At 67.8% G+C, this 16527-nt stretch carries 22 protein-coding genes; 16 read left to right on the forward strand and 6 right to left on the reverse strand.

Annotated elements, in window-relative coordinates; translation table 11 throughout:
- Position 1: 1 nt before the first annotated feature.
- From gvpO to mbp1, 11 genes are all read left to right on the forward strand, one after another.
- Complete coding sequence (gene gvpO, locus IJ15_RS0108720; protein ID WP_031937951.1) at positions 2–301, forward strand: gas vesicle protein GvpO; 300 nt, start codon at positions 2–4, stop codon at positions 299–301.
- A complete protein-coding gene (locus IJ15_RS0108725) occupies positions 298–714 on the forward strand; it encodes a gas vesicle protein (RefSeq protein WP_031937952.1) in 417 nt (138 codons plus the stop codon). Before gvpO ends, IJ15_RS0108725 begins: the two co-directional genes overlap by 4 nt.
- On the forward strand, positions 704–1480 hold the full coding sequence (locus tag IJ15_RS0108730; RefSeq protein WP_031937953.1) for a GvpL/GvpF family gas vesicle protein: 777 nt from the start codon (positions 704–706) through the stop codon (positions 1478–1480). The genes IJ15_RS0108725 and IJ15_RS0108730 overlap by 11 nt, the downstream gene beginning before the upstream one ends.
- The gene (gvpJ, locus tag IJ15_RS0108735) at positions 1477–1674 is read left to right on the forward strand and encodes a gas vesicle protein GvpJ (RefSeq protein ID WP_031937954.1); all 198 of its coding nucleotides are present in this window, start codon (positions 1477–1479) and stop codon (positions 1672–1674) included. Before IJ15_RS0108730 ends, gvpJ begins: the two co-directional genes overlap by 4 nt.
- Before the next feature lie 74 nt (positions 1675–1748).
- On the forward strand, positions 1749–2012 hold the full coding sequence (locus IJ15_RS0108740) for a gas vesicle protein K (protein ID WP_031937955.1): 264 nt from the start codon (positions 1749–1751) through the stop codon (positions 2010–2012).
- 110 nt (positions 2013–2122) lie between these two features.
- Complete coding sequence (locus IJ15_RS0108745; RefSeq protein ID WP_031937956.1) at positions 2123–2563, forward strand: ATP-binding protein; 441 nt, start codon at positions 2123–2125, stop codon at positions 2561–2563.
- The gene (locus IJ15_RS0108750) at positions 2560–3333 is read left to right on the forward strand and encodes a SigB/SigF/SigG family RNA polymerase sigma factor (RefSeq protein ID WP_031937957.1); all 774 of its coding nucleotides are present in this window, start codon (positions 2560–2562) and stop codon (positions 3331–3333) included. The genes IJ15_RS0108745 and IJ15_RS0108750 overlap by 4 nt, the downstream gene beginning before the upstream one ends.
- A gap of 250 nt (positions 3334–3583) precedes the next feature.
- Positions 3584–3997, forward strand: coding sequence for an STAS domain-containing protein (locus IJ15_RS0108755; protein ID WP_051918652.1), 414 nt, complete (start codon positions 3584–3586; stop codon positions 3995–3997).
- A 54-nt stretch (positions 3998–4051) separates the two neighbouring features.
- Complete coding sequence (locus IJ15_RS0108760) at positions 4052–4534, forward strand: CinA family protein (protein ID WP_031937959.1); 483 nt, start codon at positions 4052–4054, stop codon at positions 4532–4534.
- A 218-nt stretch (positions 4535–4752) separates the two neighbouring features.
- Positions 4753–5037 (forward strand): membrane protein, encoded by a 285-nt coding sequence (locus tag IJ15_RS0108765; protein WP_031937960.1) that lies wholly within the window; start codon positions 4753–4755, stop codon positions 5035–5037.
- A 100-nt stretch (positions 5038–5137) separates the two neighbouring features.
- Positions 5138–5383 carry a microaggregate-binding protein 1 gene (gene mbp1 / locus IJ15_RS0108770; RefSeq protein WP_031937961.1) on the forward strand — a complete coding sequence of 82 codons (246 nt, stop codon included), beginning with the start codon at positions 5138–5140 and terminating at the stop codon, positions 5381–5383.
- Positions 5384–5485: 102 nt separating this feature from the next.
- Here the strand turns inward: mbp1 and IJ15_RS0108775 are convergent, their stop codons facing one another.
- The 3 genes from IJ15_RS0108775 to IJ15_RS0108785 all read right to left on the reverse strand — a co-directional run bounded on the left by IJ15_RS0108775 (position 5486) and on the right by IJ15_RS0108785 (position 7596).
- Positions 5486–6451, reverse strand: coding sequence for a TIGR03557 family F420-dependent LLM class oxidoreductase (locus IJ15_RS0108775; protein ID WP_031937962.1), 966 nt, complete (start codon positions 6449–6451; stop codon positions 5486–5488).
- A 100-nt stretch (positions 6452–6551) separates the two neighbouring features.
- The gene (locus IJ15_RS0108780) at positions 6552–6959 is read right to left on the reverse strand and encodes a hypothetical protein (RefSeq protein ID WP_031937963.1); all 408 of its coding nucleotides are present in this window, start codon (positions 6957–6959) and stop codon (positions 6552–6554) included.
- Positions 6960–7122: 163 nt separating this feature from the next.
- On the reverse strand, positions 7123–7596 hold the full coding sequence (locus IJ15_RS0108785; protein ID WP_031937964.1) for a hypothetical protein: 474 nt from the start codon (positions 7594–7596) through the stop codon (positions 7123–7125).
- Between the two features lie 207 nt (positions 7597–7803).
- Here IJ15_RS0108785 and IJ15_RS0108790 point away from each other — a divergent pair, with 207 nt between their 5' ends.
- The 5 genes from IJ15_RS0108790 (at position 7804) to IJ15_RS0108810 (ending at position 12495) form a co-directional block, all read left to right on the forward strand.
- The gene (locus IJ15_RS0108790; RefSeq protein WP_031937965.1) at positions 7804–8484 is read left to right on the forward strand and encodes a DUF998 domain-containing protein; all 681 of its coding nucleotides are present in this window, start codon (positions 7804–7806) and stop codon (positions 8482–8484) included.
- 29 nt (positions 8485–8513) lie between these two features.
- Positions 8514–8882 carry a YciI family protein gene (locus IJ15_RS0108795; RefSeq protein WP_031937966.1) on the forward strand — a complete coding sequence of 123 codons (369 nt, stop codon included), beginning with the start codon at positions 8514–8516 and terminating at the stop codon, positions 8880–8882.
- Positions 8882–10165, forward strand: coding sequence for an RNA polymerase sigma factor (locus tag IJ15_RS0108800; protein WP_031937967.1), 1284 nt, complete (start codon positions 8882–8884; stop codon positions 10163–10165). Before IJ15_RS0108795 ends, IJ15_RS0108800 begins: the two co-directional genes overlap by 1 nt.
- Positions 10166–10272: 107 nt before the next feature.
- The gene (locus IJ15_RS0108805; RefSeq protein ID WP_081880654.1) at positions 10273–11967 is read left to right on the forward strand and encodes a sensor histidine kinase; all 1695 of its coding nucleotides are present in this window, start codon (positions 10273–10275) and stop codon (positions 11965–11967) included.
- 108 nt (positions 11968–12075) lie between these two features.
- Positions 12076–12495 carry an Hsp20/alpha crystallin family protein gene (locus IJ15_RS0108810; RefSeq protein ID WP_031937969.1) on the forward strand — a complete coding sequence of 140 codons (420 nt, stop codon included), beginning with the start codon at positions 12076–12078 and terminating at the stop codon, positions 12493–12495.
- A 22-nt stretch (positions 12496–12517) separates the two neighbouring features.
- On the opposite strand, the gene IJ15_RS24860 is transcribed toward IJ15_RS0108810, so the two are convergent.
- From IJ15_RS24860 to IJ15_RS0108830, 3 genes are all read right to left on the reverse strand, one after another.
- Complete coding sequence (locus tag IJ15_RS24860) at positions 12518–12952, reverse strand: CBS domain-containing protein (protein WP_037135334.1); 435 nt, start codon at positions 12950–12952, stop codon at positions 12518–12520.
- A gap of 4 nt (positions 12953–12956) precedes the next feature.
- Entirely contained in the window at positions 12957–15275 is a 2319-nt protein-coding gene (ppsA, locus tag IJ15_RS0108820) for a phosphoenolpyruvate synthase (RefSeq protein ID WP_031937970.1), read from the reverse strand.
- 274 nt (positions 15276–15549) lie between these two features.
- Positions 15550–16440, reverse strand: a complete 891-nt coding sequence (locus tag IJ15_RS0108830; protein WP_231569468.1) for a universal stress protein — start codon at positions 16438–16440, stop codon at positions 15550–15552.
- Positions 16441–16527 lie beyond the last annotated feature (87 nt).

Consider the following 16527-nt stretch of genomic DNA (forward strand, 5'->3'; position numbering starts at 1 on the left):
GATGTCCGGCCCACGAGATCCGGACGAGCACAGCGACCTGAGCGCACCCGAGGCCGCGGCCGAGGCCGCCCGACAGATCGCCGCACTCACCGGCAGGACGCCGATCGGGGCAGTGTCCGTCGCACCCAGCGACGAGGGATGGTCCGTCGAAGTGGAGGTCGTGGAGGATCGGCGGATCCCGTCGTCTTCCGACGTATTGGCCATCTACGTCGTGGTTCTCGACATGGACGGGATGCTCCTGTCCTACAGAAGAATCCGACAGTACACGCGGGGGCGGTCCGAGAAGGGAGCGCAGCAGTGACGAGATCAGGAGGCGGATCGAACTACCCACAGCAGTACAGCCAGGGTCTCGGCGGAGCTGGGCACGAGCCAGCCAACCTCGGCGACATCCTCGAGCGCGTTCTCGACAAGGGCATCGTCATCGCCGGTGACATCCGCGTCAACCTTCTCGACATCGAACTCCTCACGATCAAGCTGCGCTTGGTGATCGCGTCGCTCGAGACGGCCCGTGAAGTCGGAATCGATTGGTGGGAGCACGACCCGTGGCTGTCGGGACGCAGCAGTGACCTGAAGCTGGAGAACGAGCGTCTGCGCGCTCGAGTCGAGGCGCTCGAGGCAGGTCATGAAAGGGTCGACGGCCGGACCGCCGCCGCGCCGCAGGCAAGGGAACCGTTGGAACCGGCAGCGGACGAGGAGCGCCAGGATGACCTCTGACGACGGCGTGTGGGTGTACGCGGTGACCAGCGACAGTCCATTCCCCGGCGGCATCTCGGGCATTCGAGGCGTGGCCGGTGAGGAATTGCGCACGGTCACCGACTCGGGTTTCACTGCCGTCGTCGGCACCGTGCGTCTCGACACGTTCGGGGAGGAGGCACTGCGCCGTAATCTCGAAGACCTCGACTGGCTGTCCGAGACGGCCCGCCGTCACGATGCGGTCGTCGCCTCGATCTGTGCCGGCGGCGCCACCGTGCCTCTCCGTCTGGCGACCGTGTACTTCGACGCCGATCGAGTGCGAACGATGTTGCGCGACAATGCCGAACAACTCGGCGAGGCACTCGAGCGAATCACCGACCGCGCAGAGTGGGGCGTGCGGGCATACCTCGATCGGCCCCGCCCGGAACAGCGGACCACATCCGAGCAGTCCGGCAGGCCCTCCGGGACGGCATATCTCATGCAACGACGCGCGAAGGCAGCCGCACGTGAGGAATCCGAATCCGCTGCGGCCCGGCGGGCCGATGAGATCTTCTCCGAGTTGGGCCGGTCGGCCGTGGCAGGCGTTCGCCAGCCGCCTTCTCCTCCCGATCTGTCCACACATCGCTCACCGGAGATCCTCAACGCGTCGTTCCTGGTCGACAACAAGCGGTGTCGCGAGTTCATCGCTGCGGTCGAACAACTCGATGCACGCCTCGACGACGTCGAACTGGCCTTCACCGGGCCATGGCCGCCGTATTCGTTCACCTCGGTGGAGAACATTCGATGAGCGCGGCCCCCGATCGCCGAATCGCCCTGGTCGACCTACTCGATCGAGTCCTCGGCGGCGGTGTGGTCGTTGCCGGCGAGATCACACTCTCGATCGCCGATGTCGACATGGTGCACATCTCCCTCCGCACACTCGTGTCGTCGGTCAGTGCACTCACACCTCCCCCCGGCGGACCGCCGGAGATTCCGCAGTGAACGGTTCACCGGACGACAGGCACCCGACGGGGGACCCGGCATCGGGCCCCGGCCCGTCGTCGCTTCGTCAAAGGATCGACGCCGACCCGGACTCGGTCGAACGCGGCCTCGTGGCGTTGGTGCTCACGCTCGTCGAGTTGCTGCGCCAGCTCATGGAACGCCAGGCGCTGCGCCGTGTGGACGCAGGCGATCTCTCCGACGACCAGATCGAACGCATCGGAACCACCTTGATGCTGCTCGAGGAGAAGATGGAGGAGTTGCGCAACCACTTCGGACTCGAACCCGAGGATCTCAACATCGATCTCGGGCCCCTCGGTCCACTTCTCGCCGACGAGTGAGATCGGGAACGACATCGATCCTCGCCCACGAGTTTGGAATGCGCGCGGTTCGGGAATTACTCACTCGCCGACGCCGATCGGATCAACAGGCACCGTCGAAGCGAGGAGTCATGAGCGAAGCGTGCGCTTCCACGAGGAAGCCCGAGAACTCGGGAGCGGTGATCGAACTACGCGCTCCGGCCGACGCCTCACAACTGGGTCCGATTCGGAGCGTGGCCGCATCGCTGGCAGAGCAGTGCGGAATGACCCTGGACCAGATCGCTGACTTGCGCCTGGCAGTGGACGAGGCTTGCAGCACTCTCTTTCGGATCGCGTTGACCGGCAGCGAGGTCGTGTGCAGGTTTCGCGTGTCGCCTGATTCACTGCACTTCGCGGCTTGTGTGGCCACCGAAGGGGAAGATGTCGACGGCCCCTACGAGCGCCGGTTCGGCTGGCACGTTCTACGCACACTGACCGACGATCTGAAACTCCACCGGCACCACGGCAACGGCGACGGCGCATACTCGAGTGTCAGCATCTCGTTCACCGTGCGGTGTGGAGACGCTGCATGAGTTCCCGAACCGCCGACCGGTCCGACGAGTACGGCGACGTGAAGCCCATGTTCACGGCACTGGCGTCGGTGGACGGCGACGACGTCGCTCGCGACGAACTGCGGTCGGCGATCATCACCCGGTGCCTGCCCCTGGCGGAGCACATTGCCCGCCGCTTCGATCGGCGCGGTGAGCCGTTCGACGACCTCGTGCAGGTCGCGCGCCTCGGGCTGCTCAATGCGGTGGATCGTTACGACGTGGACCGTGGTTCCGATTTCCTCGCCTTCGCGGTGCCGACGATCATGGGCGAGGTGCGACGTCACTTCCGTGACACCGGATGGGCTGTCCGGGTGCCGCGGCGGCTGAAGGAACTTCACTTCGAGATCACCCGAGCGTCCTCGGCGTTGTCACAACGGCTCGGCCGGTCGCCGACGTTCCGAGAGATCGCCGTGGATCTTGGCGTCACGGAGGAAGACGTCGAGCAGGGCCTGCAGGCCGCCAGTGGCTACCAGGCGCTCTCGGTGGACGCGGCGGCCCGCTCCGAAGACGGATCGACACTGGGCGATCTGCTGGGTGGCGACGACGACGCGCTGGCCGGAATCGACGACCACGAGACCTTGCGCGCCATACTCGACGACCTACCGGAGCGAGAACGAACCGTCCTGTTGCTTCGCTTCTTCCGAGACCAGACCCAGTCTCAGATCGCCGCGCGAATCGGCGTCTCCCAGATGCACGTTTCGCGCATCCTGTCGGACACGTTGGCGAAGCTTCGCGAACGTGTGGAGAGATAGTCGATCAGCCGCCCTCCCCCCTCGTGACGGCTCCCGGACCGCATCGGCGCCCTCGCTCCCGCTGTACAACCGGGCAAGTCAGTGTTAGAAACGAGGGAGGTTGAGTGAACAGCCTGCCGCCACATCAGAGATGGTGCATTCGCCACCGTCGCGAGCGGGTGTCCCCCGTCGGCAGTTCGACAGGCACTTCGGGCTCGTTCCAACCGGTTGGAGGCACAACGTGCCTGATCTTCTTGTTTCAACACGGGCCATGCGTCGCGTCTGCGTCGATGGCGCCACAGCCACCCACACGCCTCATTCCACGGCACTCGTGGTCGACATCACGGACGATCTGGACATGAGCACGATCGACAGCTTCCGTCGCGCGTTCGGGGCTCTGCTCGGCGAGGCCCCCGCCGGATTGGCGCCCGGAGACGTCATCGTGCTCGATCTATCCCTCGTGAAGTTCCTCAGCATCGACGGCACTTCCGCGCTGGTCGAAGCCAGGGATCTGACCCTTCGACACAGTGTCGGGTTCAGGCTCGTCACTGCAGCGCATGGAGTCGAACGCGCTCTCGCTGCCACAGGAACGCGACGATCCTTCGAGTGTCACCCGACCGTCGAATCGGCACTGGCCGCAGACTCGCCTCTACTCGACGTATTGACGCACCCGGCACGGACCTGACCCGACACCACCGCAGGCCGGCACCATCCGGTCCCACAGGGGTATAACCGAACGATGACAGTCACCGCGAGCGACGGCAGTTCGGCTGCGGCAGAGAAGATTTCCGAGCTGGCGCTCGGCAGCGCTCGAACTGTCGCCGCCGCCGAATCTCTGACCGGCGGGCACATCTCCTGCCTTCTCGGCGCAGCCTCTTCGTCCTCCGATTGGTATCGCGGCAGCATCGTCGCGTATTCGAGCGAGGTGAAGTATCGGTTGCTGGGGGTGCCCCCGGGGCCGGTCGTGTCCGAGGAGAGCGCTCGCAGGATGGCTGCCGCGACGGCGAGACTGCTCGACGCCGACACCGTCGTTGCGGTGACCGGCGCGGCCGGTCCTGATCCGCAGGACGGACAGGAGCCCGGCACCGTCTGGGTCGGACTGTTCGACCGTGGCACCGTGACTGCCGAGCGGAAGCATTTTCCGGGAGGACCATCCGACGTCGTCGAACAGACCTCACGCTATGCACTCGAGCTGCTCGCGGAGTGTCTCGCTCACGAATGATCTGGTCGGCGTGGCACCGCATCGGGTGCGAGCGGCACCGGCACGGCGCCGTCCCGCTTCTTCCCGCATTGCGTTGCCGCCGAACCGAGTACCGACAGTGCGCTGAGTTCCGTTCCGTGCACGATCGACCGAGGTGGACGACAATCGATGAACGACGCACCGGCCCCACCGGCAGATTCGGCGCGGTGGGGGAATCGATTCGACACCGGGAGGCTCGAATGAACAGCAACGACCCTCGCGACCTCGCACACACAACCCGGGAGCACCCCGGCGAGGCCATCGAAGACTCACGGAATTGGCCCGGATATGCGCTGATCGGCATCGCGATCGTCGCACTGGGCCTCACACTCGTCGCGGCCGGTTACGGCTTCGCGGGATGGGCCTGGATCGCCGGGATCGTTTGCGGCTGCGCGCTGGTGGCCGGGACGGTTCTCGTTCTGACCGAGCATCAGCGGGTCAAACGACTCGACAATGCATCACTCGGCGATCAACGAGGCCACTGACCTGGAGCGACCTACTACGGGAGGTCCGGCCCATGTTTGTCGGCGGGACCGGTCGGGTACCCACGTGCGCACCGTAGATCTGCAGAAGGGAGGTCGCGTCATGTCGGACAAGGACAAGTCGGGACCCGCGGAGGCCGTCAAAGGAGTCGTCGAGGGCGTGAAAGGTAAGGCCAAGGAGGCCACGGGCGCCGTGACCGGTCAGGACGATCTGGTCCGCGAGGGCAAGGCCCAGCAAGACAAGGCGGCGGCGCAACGAGAAGCGGCCGAGAAGGAAGCGGCGGCGGAGAAGGCGCGCGGCAAAGCGGCGGCACACGAGGCGCGCCAGCGAGCCGAACAGGACAAGTAGCGCACCGGCCTCGATGCCGATCAGACGACAAGTGAAGTGCACCGGCCTCTTTCACGGTTCCGAGGCCGGTGCAGTCGTTGTCGGACGTTGTCAGGCCGATTCTCAGGCCGAGGTGAGCGTCGACAGCGCCGGCTCGAGTTCGTCCGAGTAGAAGCGGAAGAATCCCTCGATGTCAGGTCCCGCATTCACGAGGGCAAGATGATCGAAACCGGCGTCGGCGAACATCCGCACCCTCGCGAGATGGTGCTCCCTGCCGGGTCCGTAGCCGAAGCTGTCTGCAGTGTCCGACTCGCGGACCAGGGAGGACGCTGCCTCGAAGTTGACGGGGTTCGGCAGCTCGGCCTGGACCTTCCAGCCTGCTGCCGAGAAGCGGAACAGCTTGTGCGCCGACTTCAGTGCTGCGTCGTCGGTCGGCGCCCACGACAGCGGTACCTCCGCATAGCGCGGTCCCACCCCACCCGCGTTCCGGTATGTCTCGATCAACTCCGGGTCTGCTTCCGTCGCGAACAGTCCGTCGCCGAGTTCGGCTGCGACCCTGGCCGCCGGTCCACCCGAGCCCGCGACCACGATCGCCGGAAGCTCGTCGGGCAGATCGAAGACCCGCGCGTCCTCGAGTTGGACATGACGCCCGGTGTAGCTGTGATAGCCACCGCCCCACAACAGACGGATGACCTCGATCGATTCGCGCAGCATCTCAGTACGAGTGGACGCCGGTGGCCAGCCCCTGGCCACGACGTGCTCGTTCAGCTTTTCTCCGGTTCCCAGACCGAGAGTGAACCTGCCGTCGGACAGCAGAGCCGTCGTTGCCGCCGCCTGCGCGACGATCGCGGGGTGATAGCGAACGAACGGGCAGGTCACGCCGGTGGCCAAGTCGAGCGTCGATGTCTTCGCTGCGATCGAACCCAGGATCGACCAAGCGAAGCCCGAGTGGTTCTGATCGTGCAGCCACGGGTGGAAGTGGTCACTGATCTCGACGAAATCGAAACCCGCTTCCTCCGCGCGAACGGCCTGACGAACCAACTCGGGCGGCGAGTAGGCCTCCGCGAACAACTTGTATCCGATCTTCACAGTGCATCGGCCCTTCCCTGCCTGGACTGGACTCACCGGCGCGACTCCCGGCGAACCGTGCCCGTTCGTCCCTCCTCCGCGGGATTCGGACGGGATCCGGTCAATGCGTCGGGTGCGGGCTCCCGACAGCGGTGGCACCGCCCCCGAACGGGTGCCGCCAACTCCTGACAGGAGCCGTGCCGTGCGCCGCGGACCGCGTTGTCGGCGCGGTGACGGCGCCACCGTCACCGACAGCCGACACCGACTCGCGGCGTGCGAGTTCGTGCCGCGCTTGGCGCTCCCTGCGCGAGTGTCGACGCGATCCCGCGAGCAGGAGAGCGAGGCCCAGCATTCCCGCCGCGCCGACGATGAGGCCGGCGAGGAACAACGTCCCCGTCGATCCGGTCACCTGGACGCCGAAGATCGTGAAGTCGTCACGCACGAGATGCTCGCCACCGGTGTTGTTCACGACGCCCGCGACGCCGATCGCAACAGCTGCGATCAGGATGACAAGTCCGATGATGATCATGTGAACTCCTCGCTCGATCGCGGGCGAACCGTGTGCGGCACTTCAAGAACCCGGTGATCCCGACGTCTTGTGGGGATCACGCCTATGACCTACCCCCCACAGCCGGGGCACAAACGTCCGGAGACGGCAGCGCCGCGCCGGCACTCGACCGGCGCGACGCCAACTACCGCCGCGTCATCGTCGAGGGGTATCCGCCGCCACCGGGGTACACCCAGTCACCGGTCATCGTCCGGTCGCCATCGGCGAAGGTGCCGCGGAAGTACGCCGGGCTGCCGTGTGCACCGGCCCAGATGGTGAGGACGTCACCGTCGAGTTCGTACACGTAGTCGAACGTGTTGCCCTCCGAGTCGTAGAACCGGGAGACGACCTCCTCGCCCACCGGCTCCCCGAACGGGTGCAGGTGCCCGATCACCTCGAACCCCGTCACGGCCTGGCCGTACTGTTCGAGTTCGACGTGCTGGACGAGGAAGTGCCCGCCCGGCATCCACTCGTACCGCACGGCGCCCTCGGCTCCCCCGGTGACCGTCCAGGTGCCGACGAGCCGCTCGAGGGCTCGAACCCTGTCGCTGGGCCGCGCCGGCTCGCCCTGCTCGAAAGCGTCAAGAGTGTTGCTGGTGGTGCTGGTGGTGTCGCTCATGATGTGCTCCCTGTCCGGTCCGAAGCAGCGTCTTTGTGGCTGCTCTCGCGGATACCTCGGAGCCGACATCGAGTTCTCGACATCGTGTGCGAAGAAGTTTCAACCGATTTCTTCGGCGGCGATGTCGAAGCAGCGACTCCGGCTCCGTGGTGTCCGTGAGAACCGCCCGGATCCGGGCGGTGGACGCCACGATCACCGGAGGACGACATGGCCATCACCACACTTCACGACCGCGCGACGCAGCGAGCGGACGGGCGGACGCGTCTCCTGCTCACTGCCGCGGCGATCGCCGGTCCACTGTTCTACCTCTCGTCCACCGTGCAGGCGCTCACGCGCAGCGGCTTCGACCTTCGCGACCATCCCCTCAGTCAGCTCGCCACCGGCGACCTCGGCTGGATTCAGGCGGTGAGTTTCGTGCTGGCGGGCCTCGGTGTGCTCGCCCTGGCGGTCGCGCATCGACGAGTGGTGCCGAAGGGCACCGGCGCCCGCAGTGCGCCCGTGTTCCTCGGCATCTTCGGGGTCGGATTCGTCGTCGCCGGCTGCTTCCCGATGGATCCGCAGAACGGCTTCCCCATCGGGGCGCCGGCGGGCACGGTGGAGATGTCCTGGCACTCCGTCATCCATTCCGCGGCGGCCGCCCTGTCGTTCGTCGCATTGGCCGCGGCGTGCATCGTGCTGCTCGTGCGCGCGTTCCGACGCCACCACGTGTGGGCCGCTGTCGGCCACGGCGTGACGGCGCTCGTGCTGTTGGTGCCGGTGTCTCCGTCCGAGTCGAGCGTGCAGATCGCGGTGACCGGACTGGTCGCGTTCACGTGGGTCACGGTGTACTCACTCGGACTGCGCCACGGCATGTCGGACCACACAGACCCCGCGAAAAGCCTAGGCTGACAACAGAAACGAAACAACCGAGGAGAGCGATGAAGTTCCTGCTGTTGAGCTACACGCCCGCGGAAGCCTGGGACGCCGAGACCGCCGACGTCCCCAGCGACGACGCGATGGCCGCCTTCGCCGCCTACCAGAAGTTCGAGAACGAACTCCGCGAGACAGGTGAGTTCGTCCTGAGCGAGGGCCTGGGGCACCCGGCGGTGTCGACCACCGTCCGGAAGACGGATACCGGTGTCGTCGCGACGGACGGCCCCTTCGCCGAACTGAAGGAGGTACTCGCGAGCTTCGCGATCGTCGAATGCTCGAGCCTCGAACGCGCTCGTGACATCGTGGCCCGGATGGTCGACGTGCTCGGCGAGCCGATGGAGATCCGGCCGATCATGGGTGACGATTTCGCCTGATGGAACCTTCGGCGTCCGCTCCCGGAACTGGGCACCGGCGCATCGAGCACGTGCTGCGCACCGAGACGCCGCACGTGGTCGGCGCGTTGGTACGCCGCTTCGGCAGATTCGAGCTCGCTGAGGACGCCACCCAGGAAGCACTGCTCGTGGCCAGCCGGACGTGGCGCGAGGACGCGATCCCCGAGGAACCTCGCAGCTGGCTCATCCGCGTCGGCTATCGCAAGATGGTCGATCTCGTCCGGTCCGAGCAGGCGGCTCGCCGCCGCGAGGAGGAAGTCGCGTACGCCGATGCGGTGCTGGTCGATCCCGTACGGACCGGCACCGCCCCCGGCGACAGTGACGACAGCGTGCAACTGCTGTTGCTGTGCTGCCATCCTGCGCTCAGCCGGACCTCCCAAGTCGCCCTGACCCTGCGCGCGGTGGGTGGCCTGACCACGGCGGAGATCGCGCATGCCTACGGCACGACCGAAGCGACGATGAGTACCCGGATCAGCAGGGCCAAGCAGACGTTGAAGAAGGCCGGGGCCCGCTTCGAGATTCGCTCCGGTGAGGAACTCGCGGAGCGCACCGCCACCGTCATGCGCGTGCTCTATCTCGTCTTCAACGAGGGCTACACCGTCACCGCCGGGGACGCACTCACCCGGACCGATCTGACGGTGGAGGCGACACGGCTGACCCGGATGCTGCGCGATCTGCTGCCCGACGACCCCGAGGCGTCCGGCCTGCTCGCACTGATGCTGCTCACCGAGGCACGCCGCTCCGCTCGGACCGACGGGGACGACGAGCTCGTCCCCCTCGCCGAGCAGGACCGCGCACTGTGGGACGAGCGGCTGACCGCGGAGGGCCGGCGACTGATCGAACAGGCCTGGGCGCACAACGATGTGGGCCCCTATCAGCTCCAAGCCGCCATCGCCGCAACTCACGCGCAGGCGCAGACGGCCGCGGAGACCGATTGGCCCCAGATCGCTGCCCTCTACCTGTGGCTCGAGCGATTGCAGCCCACCGCGCCGGTACGCCTGAGCAGGGTCGTCGCCGTCACGCACGCCTTCGGCCCACGACGCGGCATCGCCCTTCTCGACGAGTTCGAGCGGGATCACCGGATCACGGACGATCCGCTCGTCGCACAACGTGCCCGTGCCGTTCGGGCACATCTGCTCGAACAACTCGGCGACGACACCCGAGCACGTGAACAGTTCCGTGCGGCTGCAGAACTCACCGGAAACGACGTCGAGAGGCGGTACCTTCTGCGTCGCGCAGGAGAACTCCCCGAGAGAGAACGCTGACGCCGCGCATCCGGCTCCCGTATTCTCGTTCACGGATGGCGACGAGCTTTCGATGGCCACATCGACTCGATCGCCGCTGCCCTGTAGATGCACGAATCGATGACGCCGTGCCCCGGACTCCGAAACAGCGTGGAACCCTCACCGACGCCGCGGATCAACTCGACGGCGAGATGATCGCCGCGTCGTGCCGTACCCGGGATCAGCTCGAGGGGCTGGTGCAGGCGCTGCTCGACATCACAGCAGATCTGGATCTGCCCGAAACACTGCGCCGTGTGGTGGTTGCCGGTATGCGCCTGACCGGCGCTCGCTACGGGGCACTCGGCGTGCGCGGCCCCGACGAGAGCCAGCTGTCCCATTTCGTGCACCAGGGTCTCGACCCCGAGACGGTGCGCGCCATCGGCCGGGCTCCACACGGACGCGGGATCCTGGGTGTGCTGTTCGACGATCCGGTTCCGCTACGACTCGAGGACCTGCGCCGCCACCCGTCCTCGGTCGGCTTTCCCACTGGTCATCCACCTATGACGACGTTTCTGGGTGTTCCGATCCAGTTGCGCGGCACGGTGCACGGGGCGTTGTATCTGACGGAGAAGGCGGACGGTGCGCCGTTCACCACCGACGACGAGATCCTGGCCCGGGCACTGGCGTCCGAGGCTGGAATCGCGATCGCCAACGCGCGACTGTACGAGCAATCCCATGCGAGGCAGCGTCGCCTCGAAGCGCTGCACGAGGTGAGCACCGCGCTCCTGGCGGGCGGCGATCCTGACGGTGTGTTGCAGATCGTGTCCGACCACGCCCTGGAACTCACCGACTCGGATCAGTCGTTCCTCGCGATGCCGACCGACCCGGACGCCGCAACCGGCGAGATCGACGAACTGGAGATCGCTGTTGCCTCGGGACCGGGATCCGCGCAGGCGGTGGGCTGTGTCGTCTCGGTTGCTCCTGCGGGCCGTGGGCGATCGGTGTGGACGGACCTGCCGAGCGGCGCGGACCGCCTCGCGTGCTCGCCGCCCGACGGCGTCCTGGACACGTTCGGGCCGGCGCTGATCGTTCCTCTCCGCGCCACGAAGGGGGTCACGGGGCTACTCGTCACGTTGCGGCGCCGCGGACGTCCGGCCTTCGACTCCGATCAGCTGGACCTGATGACCTCCTTCGCGGATCAGGCGGCACTCGCACTGCGGCTGGCCTCCGCGCAGCGCGACAGGCACGAACTGGAACTGCTGGCCGACCGGGATCGCATCGCGCGCGACCTCCACGACCATGTCATCCAACGCCTCTTCGCGGCCGGTCTGGCGCTGCACGGCACCCTTCGGGATCCCGCCTCACCGGAGTCGCGAGCCCGCGTCGACACGACGATCGACGAACTGCACGCGGTGGTCGCGGAGATCCGGAGCGCGATCCGCGACCTCCATGACGGCGGCGAACCAGGCAGTCTCGGCCGGCGGATACGGCGGGCCGTGGCGGCCCTGACCGCGAACTCCCCGGCGGCGACGGAACTGCGCATCCGGGGTCAGTTGGAAACGCTGACACCGGTGGTCACGGACCACGTCGAGGCGGTGGTGCGCGAAGCGGTGAGCAACGCGGTCCGGCACTCGCGGGCCGAGACGCTCCGAGTCACGGTCGAGGTGGCAGACCGGGTGACGGTGGAGATCTCCGACGACGGGTGCGGCGCCCGCGCGGACGTCGAGCGCAGCGGGCTGACGAACCTCGCCGCCCGGGCCGACGAGGTCGGGGGCACGTTCGCGTTCGATTCGGTGCCGGGCGAGGGCACATGGGTCGTCTGGTCGGCTCCCGCGACCGAGTGAGTGCCGCCGGTAGACGGCTGTGACCAACGGCCCTCCCCAGCAGTCCGCAACGGGCGTCGAATGGGGAGACAGCCGATTTCCGAGGCTGCACGACAGTGAGGAGTGGCCATGTCGAATGTTCCTGCCCGCCGCCGGTCCGTCTTTCCCGATCTGACCGAGCTGTTCGACGCGTTCCCCGTCACGGGTTTCCGTCCCCCCTTCGGCGGCAACCTGATTCGAGTCGAGGACCGGGTCGACGAGGACAAGTACGTCCTGCGCGCCGAACTCCCGGGCCTGGACCCCGAGGACATCAAGGTCAACGTCGAGGACGGTCGACTGACGATCGAGGCCGAGCGGACCGAGGAGCGGTCGGAGAGCGGTCGGTCGGAGTTCTCGTACGGATCGTTCAACAGGTCGGTGTCCCTTCCGGCCGGCGCCGACGAGGACCAGGTCGAAGCAAGCTATGCGAAAGGGATCCTGGAGGTCACCGTGGCCTTGACGGCGACGGGAACCGGGGGCAGGAGCATCGACGTGAAATCCGCCGATTGACCGATCCGCTGCGGACCGGCGGTCAGGTGGTGCCCCCGTCCTGGCGTTGCCGGGTGCCGAGCCCGGTCAGCGCCCGGACGAGTTCGAGCCGGGTAACCGTGCCGATCGGGGTGAATCCATCGACCACGGCCACGGCGACCGTGTCGGTGTCGGTCAGCGCGGCCGCGAGGTGGCCTATGTCGGTGTCGGCGCGCACCGCAACGACCGGCGTGCTCATCGCGTCGGCGACAGTGTCGGTGGTCGCGTCGCCTCCGGTCGAGCGTTCGACCGCGGCCAGGACCGCGCGAATCGGCTCGAGCAGGTGGGCGGCGGTGACCAGGCCGACGAGGTGACCCGCGGCGTCCACGACGTGGAGGGTGGCGCGGGGGTCGGTGCAGAGCAACCCGACCGCGTCGGCGAGCGAGGCATGCTCGCCCACCGTGACGACTCCCCGCTCCATGATGTCGCCGGCACGCATCGACTCATTCCTCGGTTCGGTCCGCGGCGCGGGCGTGATCGAGCAGGATGCGACGTTCGGCGGCCGCGATCACCCGACGGGTACGGGTCGCCGAATCCGCAGTCACGGACACCGAGGTGATCCCCCTCCGCACGAGGTGCTCGGCGAGACCAGGGTCGGTGGAGACCGCCTGCCCGCACAGTGACGTCGTCATCCCCGCCCGTCGGGCCCGGTCGATTATCCGGTCGATCGCATCGAGGACGGCCGGGTCCATTGTGTCGAACAGGTCCTTGCACACCTCGGAATCGCGGTCGACGCCGAGCATCAACTGTGTGAGGTCGTTACTGCCGATCGACACCCCGTCGATGCCCAGTCCGGCGTACTCGGGGATCCAGTACGTCACCGACGGGACCTCGGCCATGATCCAGCGGTGCATCCGACGATCGGCGCCCAGCGGATGCGCGTCGAGTTGGGCGAGGCAGTCCGCGAGTTCCCAGCGGGTGCGGACGAACGGGATCATCAGGTGCACGTTCGGCAACCGCCGCCGGACACGGTGCAGCACGTCGAGGTCGAGGGAGAACAGTTCGGGCTCGCGCACGTACCGGAAGCAGCCGCGATAGCCGATCATCGGATTGTCCTCGTCCGGCTCGATGTCACCGCCCTCGAGTTCCGCGAACTCGTTGGACCGCAGATCCACCGCCCGGTAGACGACCGGCCGGGGCGCGAACGCGGCGGCGATGTGCTCGACACCAGCGGACATCTCGTCGACGTACTCCTGTCGGCGGCCGGCGGCGATCATCGCCGCGGGGTGTTTGCCGCCGAGCGCGCCGGTGATCATGAACTCGGCGCGCAGTAGTCCGACGCCGTCCACGTCGGTGGCGGCGACGGACTCCGCGGCGTCGGGGGTCGCGAGGTTGACGTAGAGCGCCGTGGCGGTTGGCTCGTTCATCGCAGTGCTCGGGGCGCCGCGGGCCGGTGCGGAGGGTTCCGAACGGGCGGGATGCGGCGGGGCGCCGGCGAACACCGTCCCGCCGTCGCCGTCGACCGTGATCACGGTGCCGTCGCCGATGACCGTGGTGGCCTCGTGGGTGCCGACGACGACGGGCCGTCCGAGTTCGCGGCCGACGATCGCCGCATGGCACGTCACTCCGCCACCGTCGGTCACGATCGCCGCAGCGCGCCGGAGCACGGGCAGCCAGTCCGGGCGGGTCATCGGGGCGACGAGAATGTCGCCGTCCTCGAGTCGATTCGAATCCTCGAGGGCGGTGAGCACGCGTGCCGTTCCGGTCACGGTGCCGGGTCCGGCGCCGAGTCCGCGGACCAGGAGTGTGGCGGCACCGGTCGTGGTGTCCGCGGAAGCCGACGGCCGATCTCCGAGTGTGGTGATGGGACGCGTCTGGACGAGCCACACCCGACCGTCCTCGACCGCGAACTCGAGGTCCTGCGGCACCCCGTAGTGTTTCTCCACTGCCGCAGCAATTTTTGCGATCTCCCGCACCTGGGAGAGGCCGAGGACCTGGCGGGCACCCTCGTCGGGCGACAGGTCGACCCGCTCATCGCCGTGGCGGCCGGGGCGGATCGCGAACGCCTGTACCCCGATGCGCTTGTCGATCAGCACGAAATCGTCCTTGGCGACGACGTAGGTGTCGGGCTCGACCTGGCCACCGACGATCACCTCGCCCAACCCGAGGGCAGCCTCCACGACGACGCGATCCCGGTCACCGGTGCGAGGGTCGGCGGTGAACGCGACACCGGAGCGGTCGGAGCGGACCATGCGCTGCACGACGACCGCGATCGACGGTTCCTCCTCGTAGTTCCGCATGCTCCGATAGGTGAGAGCGCGTGGTGTCCACAGCGATGCCCAGCAGGCGAGTACCGCGTCGACGAGTGCCTCGTCTCCGACGACGTCGGTGTAGCTCTCGTGGATTCCGGCGAACGATGTGTCGGCGGCGTCCTCAGCCGGGGCCGACGAGCGCACCGCGACAGGGACGTCGGGCCCGAGATCCCGGTAGGCGCGAGCGATCTCGGATCTCATGTCGTCGGGGAGCCGCACCCCGCGCACGAGGCCCTGCAGTTCCTCCGATGCACGGGTGAGATCGGCGTCGTCGATCGTGCGACGGAGAGTTGCGCCGCGGTCGGCGAGTTCGGTCCGGACACCGGCCGCGTCCATCGCGGCGAGATACGCCCGTTCGGTGATCGCGAACGCCGGTGGCACCGGAAATCCGGCGCGCACGAGTTCCCCCAGATTCGCGGCCTTGCCACCCACCGATGGGGCGTCGGCCGACCCGAGATCGTCGATCGACGCGGTCCACGGTTGCCCGACCGGGCCCGACTGAGTTGTCATCTCCGCTCCTCGTGGTGGTGCGAGAGTCCTCTTCAGCAAACACCCGTCGACCGGACCCGTTCCAGGGCCCAAGGTCATCGGTCCTGATCCCCCGGCATCCGATCACCTGGGCGTCTGATGCCCTGTGTCAGGGCGGTCCTCCGAGAACACCACGCACGGACGCCGCTGCCGGAACGCATACGCCATCGCGTCGGTCAACGAGACCGACGACCCGGCCAGGAGGAAGAGTTGGTCGGCAGGGGCGTCCACGGGCGTGTCCTCTCGGTTCCGGCGGTCACGGTCGGACGATCATGAGTGGACAGTCGGCCGAGTGCAGCAGGACGGAACTGGTCGACCCGAGGAGCATTCCGGCGAAGCCTCCACGCCCGTGCGAGCCGACCACCAGCAGTTCGGCGTCGGCGGCCCGGATCCGCAATTCCTCCGCAGCGTTGCCGCGGACGACCAGCGCAGTCACCTCGATCTCGGGGCGGCGCTCGCGCCATCCGGCGAGACACTCCGCCAGAACTGCCCGCTCGGCGACCTCGACCTCGTCCCACTGCAGATCGAGTTGGTCGTCGAACGCAGTGGAAAGCTCGAACGTCGACCACGTGTGGATCGCGAGCAGCCCGGATCCCCGCAGTGACGCCTCCCCGAACGCCGCGGCGAGTGCCGGCCCGGCGTTCTCCGTGCCGTCGACGCCGACTACGACGTAGCGGCCGCCGGATACCAGATGGGCCGGGCGTCGGATCACCACGACGGGACTGTGGGCGTGCGCGGCCAGGGCCACGGCCACCGACCCCGCCAGCACGCCCGTGACCCGGCCCAGACCCCTGCTGCCGACCACGACCATCCGTGCGGACGTCGACGCCTCGATCAGCGCCGGACGCGCGGGGCCGTCGAGAACCTCCGTGGCGATGTCGGTGATGTTCGTAGGGGTGTCAGTGGTCCGCGCGATCGCGGCCGCCTCCTCGAGGTTGGTGTGCGCGGCGCGGTCGCGGTCGGCGAAGTAGCTCGGCGGGAGCCGGACCCCGTCGCCGTACGGTGTGGGCGCGCCCAGCGCAGTCACGATGCGCAACGGGCAATCGTGCAGCCCGGCGGTCCGCGCCGCCCAACTCACCGCGGCAAACGATGTGGACGATCCGTCGATTCCGACCACCACCGGGGCTTTCGTTCCGATTGTGTCCACGGCGACCTCCACGCACCTCGCGTGCACCCATAGTCGCCGCGTGGGGCCCGCCGGGATAGGGCCGGAAGTCCTGCCACGGCCCGCGGC

Source organism: Prescottella defluvii (genome assembly GCF_000738775.1).
Classification (GTDB): Bacteria; Actinomycetota; Actinomycetes; order Mycobacteriales; family Mycobacteriaceae; genus Prescottella; species Prescottella defluvii.